This window comes from Caulobacter sp. GW821-FHT10C03 (assembly GCF_059415485.1).
This window is the reverse complement of the sequence record NZ_JBWKNI010000010.1, coordinates 100,307-114,050: the sequence shown is the minus strand read 5'-3', so window position 1 is coordinate 114,050 and position 13,744 is coordinate 100,307. Positions and strand designations below refer to the sequence as shown.

The following is a 13,744-nucleotide window of genomic DNA, read 5'->3' as shown; positions in this document are numbered from 1 at the left end:
GCTCATCCGCTCCGGGGAAGCGGCGCGTGGCCGCGTGTGTGTTGGGGGAACAGTCGTGGATCACGGAAACCAGAAACTGATCAGCTACGGGATCACGGCGGCGGTCGTGGCCATCGTCTTCGCCCTGCGCTTCCGCGCCATGAACAAGGAGCGGCGGCTGAAGCTGGAGTTCATGTGGATCCTGCCGGCGATCATGGTCGCCGCCACGATCTTCCTGTTCGTGCAGTTCACGCCGCATGGGACCGACTGGCTGTGGCTGGGCCTGATCTTCGCCGTGGGCGCGACGATCGGCTGGTGGCGCGGCCGCCTGATTCCGATCGCCATCGATCCCGACACCCACGAGCTCAACACCAAGCCCTCGCCGGCGGCGATCCTGTTCCTGCTGGGCCTGTTCGTCGTGCGCTTCGCCCTGAAGGCCTTCCTCGAATCCGAAGCCCAGGCCTGGCACATCAACGCCGTGCTGCTGACCGACGGCTTCGTGGTGCTGGGCGTGGGCCTGTTCGCCGTTTCGCGCCTGGAGATGGCGCTGCGGGCCATCGGCCTGCTGCGCGAAGCCCGCGCGACCAAGGCGGCGCAGGCGGCGGCCTAGATACGCCTCGTCGAACTCGATCAGCGACATGTGCGACTTTGAACGCCGTTTTCTAACTAGTTTACAAAACAAACTAGTTGATACAGTGTGCGGCTCGCCACCGAGACGGGTGGGGGAGGAAGCCATGCACGCGCCGCTCAAGACCCTGGAAAGGTCGACCGTCACTGACGGTCGCAACGCCCCGATCGGCGCCTTGCGCGCCTTCGTCACCCTGCTGGTGATCGCCCACCACACGGCGATGACCTATCACCCCTACGCGCCGGCCCCGAAGGCGTTCGACGCCCCGCCGATCCTGTGGACGGCCTTCCCGGTCGTCGATCCGCAGAAGGTCGGGGCGTTCGGGATCCTGACCCTGGTCAACGACATGTTCTTCATGTCGCTGATGTTCTTCATCTCCGGCCTGTTCGTAGCCCAGGGCCTGCGGGCCAAGGGCGCGGGCGGTTTCCTGAAGGGGCGGGCGCTGCGCCTGGGCGTTCCGTTCGTGATCGGCGCCGGCCTGCTGGCCCCGCTGGCCTACTATCCCGCCTGGCTGCAGTCGGGCGGCGCGCCGTCGCTGGGCGCCTTCGCGCGGGCCTGGACCCATCTGCCGTTCTGGCCCGATGGCCCGGCCTGGTTCCTGTGGGTGCTGCTGGCCTTCGCTGCGATCATCGCGGGGCTGCACGCCCTGGCTCCTGGCGCGATCGACGCCCTCGGGAGTCTGGCCAAGGGCGCGGAGGCCAAGCCCGGCCGGTTCTTCCTGGGTCTCGTCGCCATAAGCCTCGCGGCCTATCTGCCGCTGTCGATGACCACGCCGTTCGGCCACTGGACGATGGTCGGGCCGTTCTCGGTGCAGACCGCCCGCATCGGCCACTACCTCGTCTACTTCCTGGCGGGCGCCGCCGTCGGCGCGGCCGGCGTCGGCCAAGGCCTGACCGATCCTGATGGCAAGCTGGCCAAGCGCTGGTGGGTCTGGCAACTGGCGCCGATCGTCCCGGTCGTCGGCGGCGTGGCCGTGCTGATCGTCGCCTTTTCGCCCAATCCGCCGCCCCGGCCGGTGCTGGACGTGCTCGGCGGCATGATGTTCGCGCTGGGCTGCGCGGCCCTGTCGTTCGCCGCCCTGGCGACCTTCCTGCGCTTCGCCCGCAAGACCGGTCCGATCGGCGCCAGCCTGCAGGCCAACGCCTACGGCATGTACCTGCTGCACTACGTCTTCACCTCCTGGCTGGCCTGGATGCTGCTGCCGCAAGCCTGGGGCGGCCTGGCCAAGGGCGCGGCGGTGTTCGTCGGAGCCATGGCGCTGAGCTGGCTCCTGACCATGGCCCTGCGCCGCATGCCGCTGTTGGGACGAATCCTTTGACCCTGCATGATGTTCGTGACGGAGCCGCGCCCATGAACGACAAGCTGAAGACGGTGCAGGACGACCTGGCCTTCCTGCGCGGCATCGCCGAGGGCGGCGCCGAGCGGGGCGGGTTCGGCGTCGCTGGCGGGGCCCTCTATGGATCGGCCGGCCTGCTCTACGGGATCCAGACCCTGGTCTATTTCGCCCAGGAGAAGGGCGTCCTGTCGCTGGGAGGGCTGGGCAACCTGATCCTGGCCTGGCTGCCGACGCTGATCTTCCTGGTGCTGATGACGATCGTGATCGTGGTCGAGCGCCGCAAGCCCAAGGGCGGGGTCGCCCACCGGGCCATCAACGCCGCCTTCGCCGGGGCGGGCCTGGCCAATCTGGCGCTGATCATCGTCTTCGCCGTGGCCGCCGCCCGCAATCACGACTTCCGCTACTGGCTGTTCCATCCGGCGGTGGTGTTCGTGATGCAGGGCGCGGTCTGGTACGCCGTCTTCGCCCTGCGCAAGCGGGCCTGGATGCTGGTGGTCTCGCTGGGCTGGCTGGCTTCGGGCGTCGCCCTGGGCCTGCTGGTCGACCGGGCGGACCTCTACCTGCTGATCGCCAGCATCGGCCTGTTCGGCTTCATGATGGTCCCCGGCTTCTTCCTGATGCGCCAAGCCCAGCGCGCGGCGGCCTGAGGCGGGCGTGGCGGAACGGTTCGACATCAGCGGGCTCGACGACGTCATCCATGGCCGGGTGCGGCTGGGCATCGTCGCCTACCTGGCCAGCGCGGAGGTCGCCGACTTCACCGAGCTGAAAAACCTGCTGGAGGTCACCCAGGGCAACCTCTCCATCCACCTGCGCAAGCTGGAGGAGGCCGATTACGTCTCGATCGACAAGAGCTTCGTCGGCCGCAAGCCCCTGACCCGCGTGCGCCTGACCGACACCGGCCGGGCGGCCTTCGCCCGCTATCTGAAGGCCATGGGCCAGCTGGTGGAGCAGGCGGGCGGCGGCTAGACGCCCATCTCCGCGCGCAACGCCCGTGGCGTCATCCCGGCCGCGCGCAGCTCGCGCAGGGTCTGGGCCTTGTCGCGCTTGGCGTAGCGCTTGCCGTCCGGGCCGACCAGCAGGCCGTGGTGGCGGTAGGTCGGGACGGGCAGGTCCAGCAGCGCCTGCAAGAGACGCTGGATGTGGGCGGCCTCGAACAGGTCGTGGCCGCGGATGACGTGGGTGATCCCCTGCAAGGCGTCGTCCAGCACCACGGCCAGGTGATAGGCGACGCCGACGTCCTTGCGGGCCAGCACGATGTCGCCGGCGGTTTCGGGACGCGCCTTGATCAGGCCGGTCTCGCCGTCGGGACCGGCGCCTTCCTCGACGAAGCTCAGGTCCTCGAAGCCGCCCAGCGTCGCTTGCGCCGCGTCCAGCGACAGCCGCCAGGCGAAGGCCTCGCCGCGCGCCAGGCGCTCGGCCTCTTCGGCTGCGGGCAGGGGCGCGCCGCGATAGGCGAGCGCCGGCTCGTGCGGCGCGCGGCCGATGTCGAGCTCCTTGCGGGTCTTGAAGCAGCGGTAGACGAGGCCCCGCGCGCGCAGGACGTCGATAGCGGCGTGATAGTCGGCCAGGTGCTCGGACTGGCGGCGGACGGGCTGCTCCCAGGCAAGGCCCAGCCAGGCCAGGTCCTCCAGGATCGCCGCCTCGTAGTCCGGCCGGCTGCGGGTGGCGTCGATGTCCTCGATGCGCAGCACGAAGCGGCCGCCGGCCTCGCGCGCGGCCTCGAAGGCCGTCAGGGCCGAGAAGGCGTGGCCGCGATGCAGATGGCCGGTGGGGGAGGGGGCGAAGCGGGTGGCGAAACTCATCCGCGCCAAGTCCCCCGTTTCACGGGGGAGGAGATCATCCGCGATCGAACTTGGCGAACATGCCCAGGTGGTCGAACACCGCCTTCAGGAAGGCTTCCTCGCCGCCCAACATGGCCTTCAGGCCGGCGAACTGCTTGAAGCCGCTCATTTCGGCGAGGCCATGGCCAGCGCACCAGGCGGCGATGGTCGCCAGCTCCAGGTCGATCTCGGAGACGCCGGGACCGGCCTGGTGGGCGATGGTGTTGCGCACCTGGCAGTAGGCCCCTTCCTCCTTCATCTGGTCGGGCAGGGCGTCCTTGTCGCGCGAGCAGTCGTACATCACCCGATAGAGCGCCGGGTTGTCGCGGGCGAAGGTGACATAGGCCACGCCCAGATTGGTCATCCGCTGGCGGTCGCTTTCGCTGTCGTGGCGGGCCTTCATCAGCGCCTCGTCCAGCGCCACCCAGCCTTCGTGGGCCACGGCGTCGAGCAGTTGGCCCTTGTCCTTGAAGTGGTGGTAGGGCGCGGCGGGGCTGACCCCGGCCTCGCGAGCCACCGCGCGCAGCGACAGGGCCGCCGGGCCGTCGGTCTCGAGGATCCGTCGGGCGGCCTCGACGAGGGCGCGGCTGAGATCGCCGTGGTGATAGGGACGGGCGGCTTCGGGCGAGGCGAGAGTCATCGGGCGGCACTCTATCCCTTACGTAGCGAAAATTCATCCAAACATTGTCAAGATATCTTGACGCCGCTCAGATCCGTGTTATCTAATCATCGTTCAGATGGATCGGCCGATCAAGAGACCGCCGCTGGACCACGCTGGCCGAGGGGGTCGGCGCGAAACAACTTTCAAGGATGTGTGTGATGACCAACCGTAGCTTTGAAGCCTTCGAAGGCATCTTCGACCGCGTCGCCATCGGTTATTTCCTGGTGGCTGCTCTCGCCGTCGCCGGCGCCGTGCTCGCGATCGCGCTGTAAGGACGAAATGTCCGTCGCGGCCGTCCCGGCCTGTCCGGGGACGGCCGCCGGGGTGCGCCGCTCGACTTGATCCCCATCTTGATCGGAGCGCTCTGCTCGGCCATAGCCGAGCCGGCGGAACGACCCGCGACACCTCGGGTTTCCGTCTGATGACTGTCTTTCCCCATTTCCCGCGAGACGCCCGATGAGCGTGGCCTTCACCAAGGAAGGCGACGCCGAGGCCTTCGCCGCCGACCTTCCCGACCGTCCGATCTCGACCCAGCCCAATCTCGTCACGGCCGAAGGCCTGGCGATGATCGAGGCCGAGTTCGCCGCCGCCCGCGCCGCCTATGCCGCGGCCCAGGCCGCCGGCGGCGTCGCGGAGGATCGCACCGCCATGGCCCGCGCCACCCGCGACCTGCGCTACTGGTCGGCCCGCCGTGGCACCGCCCAGCCGGTCGAGCGCGACGAGAGCCGCACCAGCGTGCAGTTCGGCGACACGGTGACCTTCGACCGCGAGGACGGCCGCACCCAGACCTTCCGCATCGTCGGCGAGGACGAGGCCGACCCGGCCAAGGGCTCGGTCTCCTACGTCTCGCCCCTGGCCCGCGCCCTGATGGGCAAGAGCGTCGGCGACACCGCCATGGTCGCCGGCGGCGAGGTCGAGATCGTCGCCATCGGCTGAGGTCGTGAGCCCGCCGCAAGTTTCGGATTGCCAGCGATCCCCGGCGAGGGCTTCCTCGCCGGCGTGATCTCCGCTTCTGCTCCCACCCCCGACCTGATCGCCGCCGCCCGCGCCCACCTGGCGCAGGCCGACCCGCTGTTCGGCCGCCTGGAGGCGGTGACCCCCGTCTTCGAATGGCGTCTTAGACCCGGCGGCTTCGCCGGTCTGGCTCGCATGATCGTCGAGCAGCAGATCTCGGTGGCCGCCGCCGCCTCGATCTGGGCGCGGGTGCAGGCGGGCCTGCCCGACATGACGCCGCACGCCCTGATGGCCCTGGACGATCCCGCGCTCCAGGGCTTTGGCCTGTCGCGGCCCAAGGTGCGCTATCTGCGCGAGATCGCCGACGCGCACCTGACGGGCGCCTGCGACTTCGACGCCCTCAAGGCCCTGCCCGACGCCGAGGCCGTGGCGGCCCTGGTCGCCATCAAGGGCGTGGGCCGCTGGACGGCCGAGACCTTCCTGATGTTCTGCGAGGGCCGCATCGACGTCTTCCCCGGCGGCGACGTCGCCCTGCAGGAAGCCATGCGCTGGGCCGACGGGCTGGAGGTCAGGCCCAACGAGAAGGCGGCCTATGTCCGGGCGGAGGCCTGGAAACCTTATCGCGGGGTGGCGGCGCATCTTCTTTGGGCCTGCTATGGCGGCGTTCGGCGCGGCGAGATCACGCTGACGGCGTAGGGGGCGAACTTTCGCAAGCTTCGTCTTGGTTCTGTCGCCGATTGGGATCATCCTTTCTGTGCGTCCGGGAGTGAATGGCGATTCCCTGATTTGCGTAGGAAGGAGGCCCGTCTTCAGTCCGACCGCGTACCAGCCCCATAGGGACCTCGTCGGTTCCATGAGCGGGAGGCCCTGATGCAGGTGCTGACCCGCCCCCCGTCCGGCATGCCGGCGCTCGTGCTCAACGCCGACTATCGGCCGCTGAGCTATTATCCGCTGTCCCTCTGGCCATGGCAGGAGGTGATCAAGGCGGTGTTCCTCGACCGCGTCGACGTCGTCTCGACCTACGACCACGTGGTCCATTCGCCGTCCTTCGAGATGAAGCTGCCCAGCGTGGTGTCGCTGAAGCAGTACGTGCCGCAGGAGCGGCCGCCGGCCTTCACCCGCTTCAACCTGTTCCTGCGCGACAGCTTCAGCTGCCAGTACTGCGCCTCGCCCGAGGACCTGACCTTCGACCACGTGATCCCCCGCTCGCGCGGCGGCCGCACCACCTGGGAGAACATCGTCACCGCCTGCGCGCCCTGCAACCTGGCCAAGGGCGGCCGCACCCCGCGCGAGGCGGGCATGCACCCGTTCCACACGGCGCGCCGGCCCTCGATGCACGAACTCCAGGACCGCGGCCGCAAGTTCCCGCCCGGCCACCTTCACGCCAGCTGGCTCGACTACCTCTACTGGGACATCGAGCTGGAGTCGTAGGTGGGGCCCTTCTCCCCTTGCGGGAGAAGGTGGCGGCCGCTCGCGAGGAACCTCCCCCTGTGGGGGAGGCGATCGCGCAGCGATCGGAGGGGGGAGGTGGTGCGAGATATCCGACGCCTCGAAAGCTGAAAACGGCCCCCCACCGGCCTTTGGCCGCCTCCCCCATAGGGGGAGGTTCCGCCTGCGGCGGACCCCCTCAGTCGCTCCGCGACAGCTCCCCCAGAGGGGGAGCATCTGGAGCGCAAGGATCCTCCCCCTCTGGAGGAGGTGGCCCGAAGGGCCGGAGGGGGTGAGCACGGCGCTTCGTTCTCGCGCTTTCGCTGCGAGTTGATAAAGGAGAACGGAGCGCCCGGGCGACGCCCGGAGGTGTTGTTGTGTGTACCGTTTCGACGAAGCCTAGGCGCTCCGCGCGGTCGTTTGGCTGCCGGCTTCCCGGGCGGCGGCGCTCTTAACGCCTTACCAGGACCGCCTTCGAGGTTTCCCTTTCAAGCGGCGACGAGGAGAGGGGTGCTCTGTAATCCTCGCCCAAGCCGACGGCGGGCGGGCCTGGCCAGCGCCAGGTCTCCGGACGCGACGGATCTTCCCAATCCGCCCCAGTCCCGCTCGATCGCATCCCGCCGCCGCATGGTCGCTGGCCTTGCGCCCCTTCGGTGCGGCGAGACCCAGTGATTATGCGGCTGGTTTGAGCGCGTCTGATCGAGGGCGGTGAGAAAGTTGTAAGGGGTTGGATTGGTTGGGGTTTGATCCGAGATCGACGGGGATCCAGCTTCGTCTATCCCCGTCCGCGTTCCTTCTCCCCTTGCGGGAGAAGGTGGCGGCCGAAGGCCGACGGATGAGGGGTCTCTCAAACTTGAGACGCATCACCCGGCCTGACCGCCGCACGCAGCTTTGATTTCTGAGAGACCCCTCACCCGACCCCGCTCCGCGGGGCCACCCTCTCCGCAAGGGGAGAGGGATCAGTTGTTCCGCTTTCGCGGGGATTTTACGGAGAGGGGAGCATCGCCTCCCTAATCCCGGAACTTAATCCCGGAAATAGCTGCGACGACGGCTGCGGCCGCGTCCGCGGCGGCGCAGGCGGGGCTCGATGCTGGGCCAGATGAGCAGAGCCAGCAGGGCCACGATGACCAAGGTTGGAAACAGCGGTGACATGAGCCCAGAACGCGCGTGACTTGGATCGGCTGCCACCGTTTCGCGATTTTGCGATGCAAACAAGAGTAAATTTCCGCGCGGCGCCAAGTTGTTCGGAAACCGGGCGCTTGTCACGATAACGCCTTGTTTCTAAGGCTGCCGGCAAAGTTTGCCGAAAACCTTGATCTCGCCAAGCTGGACCCTTGAACGCGCTGCGTTGCAGCATGGCTTGCCGCGGCGGCCGGTCTTTATGCGGCGCTTATGCGCGGCTCACATCTCCCGAATGGAGCCCTTACGCGGCTCCGTGGTCCCTTCCGCGCCAACTGGAAGGAGGCCGAACGTGGCTGACATCATTTTCCTGGCGCTGGGCGGAGGGCTGTTTGCGGCCTTCGGCCTGTTCGCCATCGCATTGAGGCGCGCATGACCTTGTTCGTGAACGCGCTTTGGGGAGCCGGGGCGATCGTCGTCGCGGCCTACATGGTCACGGCGCTGATGCGGCCGGACCGCTTCTGACGCTCTTCGGATAAACTCACATGAACTGGCAAGGCTGGGCGGAAATCGCCCTGACGCTTGGCCTGGCGGTCGGCATCGGCTGGCCGCTGGGCGTCTACATGTCGCGCGTCTGGAACGGCGAGCGCACCTGGCTCGACCCCGTGCTCGGCCCGGTCGAGCGCCTCTTCTACGCCGCCTGCGGGGTCGATCCGCGCAAGGGCCAGACCTGGATCGGCTATGCCGGCGCCCTGCTGGCCTTCAACGCCGTCGGCTTCTTCCTCGTCTATGGCGTGCTGCGCCTGCAGGGCGTGCTGCCGCTGAACCCGCAGGGCTTCGCGGGCCTCTCGCCGCACCTGGCCTTCAACACCGCCGTCAGCTTCGTGACCAACACCAACTGGCAGAGCTATGGCGGCGAGACCACCATGTCGACGCTGAGCCAGATGCTGGTGCTGACGGTGCAGAACTTCGTCTCGGCCGCCACCGGCGCGGCGATCGCGGCGGCCCTGGCGCGCGGCTTCCTGGCCAGCAAGGGCGAGGACGTCGGCAACTTCTGGAGCGACGTGATCCGCACGACGCTGTGGGTGCTGCTGCCGCTGTGCGTGGTGGTCGCCCTGGTGCTCGTGGCCCTGGGCGTGCCCCAGACCCTGGCCGCCGGCGTCACCGCCCACACCCTCGAAGGCGGCGAGCAGAAGATCTCCCTCTTCGCCACCGCCAGCCAACTGGCCGTCAAGCAGCTGGGCATCAATGGCGGCGGCGTCTTCAACGCCAACTCCGCCCATCCGTTCGAGAACCCGACCCCGCTGACCAACCTGATCACGGCGGTGTCGATCAACGTGCTGGGCTGGGCCGCCTTCTTCGCCTTCGGCCGCAGCGTCTTGGCCAAGAAGGACGTCCGCGCCCTGGTCGTGGCGGCCATGGTGCTGCTCAGCGCCGGCGCGGCCGCCATCTACGTGACCGAGACCCAGGCCCCGCCGGCCCAGGTCGCGGCGCATGTCGACACGTCGGTGAACATGGAAGGCAAGGAGGTCCGCTTCGGCGCGCCCTCGACCGCCGTCTGGGCCGCCATGACCACCGGGGCCTCCAACGGCTCGGTCAACGGCATGCACTCCAGCCTGATGCCCCTGGGCGGCGGGGCAGCCATGTTCCTGATGCAGCTGGGCGAGATCCTGCCCGGCGGCATCGGCTCGGGCGTGGCGATCATGGTCGTCATGGCCCTGCTGGCGGTGTTCGTCGCCGGGCTGATGGTGGGCCGCACGCCGGAATATCTCGGCAAGAAGATCGAGGCCCGCGAGATCCAGTTCTCGATGCTGGCGGTGCTGGTGATTCCGCTGTTCATGCTGGGCTTCGCCGCCTTCGCCGCGATCCTGCCTGAAGCCTTGAAGGGCCTGATGCACGCCGGACCGCACGGCCTGTCGGAGATCCTCTACGCCTACGTCTCCGGCACGGCCAACAACGGTTCGGCCTTCGCCGGCCTCACCGCCAACGCCCCCTGGTGGAACGTCACCCTGGGCCTGGCGATGATGTTCGGGCGCTTTGCTCCCATCGTGGCGGTGCTGGCCATCGCCGGCGCCTTGGCGGCCAAGCCCAAGCTCGCCCCCACGGCCGGCGCCATGCCGACCGACGGCGGTCTCTTCGTCGGCCTGCTGATCGGGGTGATCCTGATCCTCGGTGGCCTGCAGTTCTTCCCCGCTCTGGCGCTGGGGCCGATCGTCGAGCACTTCCAGGCGCTCGCCTTCGTCGCCTCGAGCCACTGATCGCTTACCGCTGATCGAAAGCGCACTTCCATGACAACCTACGAAAATGGAGCCGTCGAGGGCGGCCGGCGCAAGCCGGCCAGCCTGGCCGGCGGCCTCTCCGCTCCGATCCTGGCCCGCGCGGCCAAGGACGCCTTCCTCAAGCTCGACCCGCGCAAGCTGACCGGCAATCCGGTGATCTTCGCGACCTGGATCGTGGCCCTGCTGTCGAGCGTCTCGGCCGTGGCGGCCATCGTCGCCCAGCAGTCGGCCGGCTTCGCCGTGCAGGTCTCGCTGTGGCTCTGGGCCACCGTGCTCTTCGCCAACCTTGCCGAGAGCGTGGCCGAGGGCCGGGGCAAGGCCGCCGCCGACAGCCTGCGGGCCGCCCGCGTCACCACCAAGGCCAAGCTGATCATCGACGACCAGGCCGGCACGGTGATCCCGACGCCCGCCCACAAGCTGGTCCCGGGCGAGCTCGTCCTGGTCGAGGCCGGCGACGTGGTCCCCACCGACGGCGAGATCGTCGAGGGCATGGCCAGCGTCAACGAGGCCGCCATCACCGGCGAGAGCGCGCCGGTGATCCGCGAAAGCGGCGGCGACCGCTCGGCCGTCACCGGCGGCACCACGGTCGTCTCCGACTGGATCAAGGTGCGGGTCACCGCCGCGCCGGGCTCGACCTTCCTCGACCGCATGATCGCCATGGTCGAAGGCGCCGACCGCCGCAAGACGCCCAACGAGATCGCCCTGGCCGTGCTGCTGGCCGGCCTGACCCTGATCTTCCTGATCGCGGTGGTCACCCTGCTGGGCCTGGGCAAGTTCTCGGGCGTGGCGCTGGACCCGCTGGTGCTGGGCGCGCTGTTCATCACGCTCATTCCGACGACGATCGGCGGGCTTCTCTCGGCCGTCGGCATCGCCGGCATGGACCGCCTGCTGAAGGTCAACGTCCTGGCCACCTCGGGCCGCGCCGTCGAAGCGGCCGGCGACGTCGACACCCTGCTGCTCGACAAGACCGGCACCATCACCTTCGGCAACCGCATGGCCACCGAAGTGATCGCCGCCCCCGGCGTGCGTCCCGACGCGGCCCTGCGCGCCGCCGTCATGGCCTCGCTGGCCGACGAGACGCCGGAAGGCCGCTCGATCGTCGAGCTGGGCCGCCAGCAGGGCCTGGCCCTGGAGGCTCCGGCCGGCGCGACCTCGATCGCCTTCAGCGCCGCGACCCGCCAGTCGGGCCTCGACTTCGCCGGCCAGTCCTGGCGCAAGGGCGCGGTCGACGCGGTCTATCGCAGCCTGGCCATCGATCCCAAGCGCATCCCGGCCGAAGTCGCCGCCGCCGTCGACCGCATCGCCCGCTCGGGCGGCACGCCGCTGGCGGTCAGCGAGGACGGCGCCCTGGTCGGCGTCATCCACCTGAAGGACGTGGTGAAGCCCGGCGTGAAGGCCAGGTTCGCGGACCTGCGCCGCATGGGCCTGCGCACGGTGATGATCACCGGCGACAACCCGGTGACCGCCGCCGCCATCGCTTCGGAGGCCGGCGTCGACGACTTCCTCGCCGAGGCCACCCCCGAGGACAAGCTGCGGCTGATCCGGGCCGAGCAGGCCAAGGGCCGGCTGGTGGCCATGTGCGGCGACGGCGCCAACGACGCCCCCGCCCTTGCCCAGGCCGACGTCGGGGTGGCCATGCAGACCGGCGCCCAGGCGGCCCGCGAGGCCGGCAACATGGTCGATCTCGACAGCGACCCCACGAAAGTCATCGAGATCGTCGAGGTCGGAAAGCAGATGCTGATCACCCGCGGCGCGCTGACGACCTTCTCGATCGCCAACGACGTGGCCAAGTACTTCGCCATCATCCCGGCGATGTTCGTGGTCGCCCTGCCGGCCCTGGGCGGGCTGAACATCATGAAGCTGCACAGCCCGCAGAGCGCCATCCTGTCGGCGGTGATCTTCAACGCCCTGGTGATCGTGGCCCTGATCCCGCTGGCCCTGAAGGGCGTGAAGTACCGCGCCATCGGCGCCGGCAAGCTGCTGTCGCGCAACCTCTTGATCTACGGCCTGGGCGGCCTGGTCGCCCCGTTCGTCGGCATCAAGCTGATCGACATGATCGTCTCGACCCTGGGTCTGGCCTGATGAACCGCCCGATCGTTCCGGACCTGGTTTTCGGCCTCGGGGCGATCGGGCTCGTCTTCCTGGCGGCCAAGGCCGCCGAACTCCTCGCGTCGTGAAAGGCGCTCTTTCAATGTCCAAGTTCTCTTCGCTGCTGATGGCCTCGGGCCTCGTCTTCGCCCTGGCCGGCGCCGCCCGCGCCGAGGCCCCCAGCGTGACCTTCAACCTCGGCGCGGCCTCCGACTACGTGTTCCGGGGCGTCAGCCAGACCGATGAAGACCCGCAGGTCTTCGGCGGCGCCGACCTCTCGGCCGGCAGGTTCTACGCCGGCGCCTGGGCCTCGAACGTCGATTTCGGCGACAAGACCGACGCCGAGGTGGACCTCTATGCGGGCTACAAGCCGACCCTGGGTCCCGCGACCCTGGATCTGGGCGTCATCTACTACGGCTATGTCGGCGCGCCGGGCGGGGCCGACTACGGCAACGCCGAGCTGAAGGTCGCCGCCAGCGTGCCGGCCGGCAAGGGCGGGGTGGGCGCCGCGGTGTTCTACAGCCCCGACGGTTTCGGCACGGCGAAAGAGGCGACCTATTACGAGGTCAATGGCGGCTATCCGCTGGCCAAGGCCATCAGCGTCTCGGCCGCCCTGGGCCGCCAGACCTATGCCGGCCCCGGCGACTACACGACCTGGAATCTGGGCGGGACCTGGAATTTCACCAACAAGCTGGCGCTCGACTTGCGCTATCACGACACGTCCGAGCATGACTTCGGCAAGCTGTACGACAGCCGCGCCGTCGCCACGCTCAAGGCCGTGTTCTAGAGGAGGCCCACATGCTGAAGCATCTTCGTCCGGCCCTCGTCTCGATGGGCCTGTTCACCGTCCTTCTGGGCCTGGCCTATCCGCTGGCGATCACCGGCGTGGCCCAGGCCGCGTTCCCGGCCCAGGCCAACGGCTCGCTGGTTCATGATCGCCATGGCCAGGTGGTCGGCTCCGCGCTGATCGGCCAGGCCTTCGCCAAGGCCGAGTACCTGCACGGCCGCCCCTCGGCCGCCGGGAACGGCTACGACGCCTCGGCGTCCAGCGGCTCCAACATGGGCCCGCTGAACGACAAGCTGATCGAGCGCGAGAAGACCGACGCGGCCGCCCTGCGGGCCGAGTTTCACGGCGCGGTCATTCCGGCCGACGCGGTCACGACCTCGGGCTCGGGCCTGGATCCGGACGTCTCGCCGGCCTATGCCCGCCTGCAGGCCCCGCGCATCGCCGCCGCCCGCAACGCCCCGCGCGGCGAGGTGCTGGGGATGATCGAGGCGGCCGTGAAGCCGCCGCTGCTGGGCTTCATCGGCCAGCCGCGCGTCAATGTGCTGGACGTCAACCGCGCCCTGGACGAGCGCTTCCCGATGGTCGGCTAGGCCTTGGCGGGCGACCCCTCTTCATACCCCGAAAGGGGCCGCCCCGACCCCGAGGCGCTTCTGGCGGCCGCCAAC

At 69.1% G+C, this 13,744-nt stretch carries 13 protein-coding genes; 11 read left to right on the top strand and 2 right to left on the bottom strand.

The features are described from left to right. Positions 1-55 precede the first annotated feature (55 nt). From AC07NG_RS14775 to AC07NG_RS14760, 4 genes are all read left to right on the top strand, one after another. Positions 56-589 (top strand): CcdC protein domain-containing protein, encoded by a 534-nt coding sequence (locus tag AC07NG_RS14775; RefSeq protein WP_492853506.1) that lies wholly within the window; start codon positions 56-58, stop codon positions 587-589. Between the two features lie 124 nt (positions 590-713). Further along, positions 714-1,925, top strand: a complete 1,212-nt coding sequence (locus tag AC07NG_RS14770; RefSeq protein WP_494594801.1) for an acyltransferase family protein — start codon at positions 714-716, stop codon at positions 1,923-1,925. Positions 1,926-1,957: 32 nt separating this feature from the next. Then, positions 1,958-2,590, top strand: a complete 633-nt coding sequence (locus AC07NG_RS14765; protein ID WP_487288604.1) for a hypothetical protein — start codon at positions 1,958-1,960, stop codon at positions 2,588-2,590. A 7-nt stretch (positions 2,591-2,597) separates the two neighbouring features. Continuing rightward, positions 2,598-2,909, top strand: coding sequence for a winged helix-turn-helix domain-containing protein (locus AC07NG_RS14760; RefSeq protein ID WP_494594800.1), 312 nt, complete (start codon positions 2,598-2,600; stop codon positions 2,907-2,909). Here AC07NG_RS14760 and gluQRS read toward each other — a convergent pair. Both gluQRS and AC07NG_RS14750 read right to left on the bottom strand, forming a co-directional pair. After that, positions 2,906-3,745 (bottom strand): tRNA glutamyl-Q(34) synthetase GluQRS, encoded by an 840-nt coding sequence (gene gluQRS / locus AC07NG_RS14755; RefSeq protein WP_494594798.1) that lies wholly within the window; start codon positions 3,743-3,745, stop codon positions 2,906-2,908. The two genes, AC07NG_RS14760 and gluQRS, sit on opposite strands and share 4 nt — an antisense overlap. A gap of 34 nt (positions 3,746-3,779) precedes the next feature. Then, on the bottom strand, positions 3,780-4,403 hold the full coding sequence (locus AC07NG_RS14750; protein ID WP_110117906.1) for a TetR/AcrR family transcriptional regulator: 624 nt from the start codon (positions 4,401-4,403) through the stop codon (positions 3,780-3,782). A gap of 477 nt (positions 4,404-4,880) precedes the next feature. Between AC07NG_RS14750 and greA the strand changes: the two genes are divergently transcribed. The 7 genes from greA (at position 4,881) to kdpC (ending at position 13,669) form a co-directional block, all read left to right on the top strand. Continuing rightward, complete coding sequence (gene greA, locus AC07NG_RS14745) at positions 4,881-5,360, top strand: transcription elongation factor GreA (protein ID WP_492853501.1); 480 nt, start codon at positions 4,881-4,883, stop codon at positions 5,358-5,360. A gap of 27 nt (positions 5,361-5,387) precedes the next feature. Then, positions 5,388-6,074: a DNA-3-methyladenine glycosylase family protein gene (locus tag AC07NG_RS14740; RefSeq protein WP_492853500.1), complete on the top strand. Its 687-nt coding sequence runs from the start codon at positions 5,388-5,390 to the stop codon at positions 6,072-6,074. A 171-nt stretch (positions 6,075-6,245) separates the two neighbouring features. Further along, a complete protein-coding gene (locus AC07NG_RS14735) occupies positions 6,246-6,809 on the top strand; it encodes an HNH endonuclease (RefSeq protein WP_487288647.1) in 564 nt (187 codons plus the stop codon). A gap of 1,661 nt (positions 6,810-8,470) precedes the next feature. Next, a complete protein-coding gene (gene kdpA, locus AC07NG_RS14730; RefSeq protein WP_492853499.1) occupies positions 8,471-10,183 on the top strand; it encodes a potassium-transporting ATPase subunit KdpA in 1,713 nt (570 codons plus the stop codon). Between the two features lie 30 nt (positions 10,184-10,213). Further along, the gene (gene kdpB, locus AC07NG_RS14725; RefSeq protein ID WP_492853498.1) at positions 10,214-12,286 is read left to right on the top strand and encodes a potassium-transporting ATPase subunit KdpB; all 2,073 of its coding nucleotides are present in this window, start codon (positions 10,214-10,216) and stop codon (positions 12,284-12,286) included. Between the two features lie 109 nt (positions 12,287-12,395). Further along, a complete protein-coding gene (locus AC07NG_RS14720) occupies positions 12,396-13,079 on the top strand; it encodes a TorF family putative porin (protein ID WP_494594795.1) in 684 nt (227 codons plus the stop codon). A gap of 11 nt (positions 13,080-13,090) precedes the next feature. Next, positions 13,091-13,669, top strand: a complete 579-nt coding sequence (gene kdpC / locus AC07NG_RS14715) for a potassium-transporting ATPase subunit KdpC (RefSeq protein WP_494594793.1) — start codon at positions 13,091-13,093, stop codon at positions 13,667-13,669. The last annotated feature ends 75 nt before the right edge of the window (positions 13,670-13,744 follow it).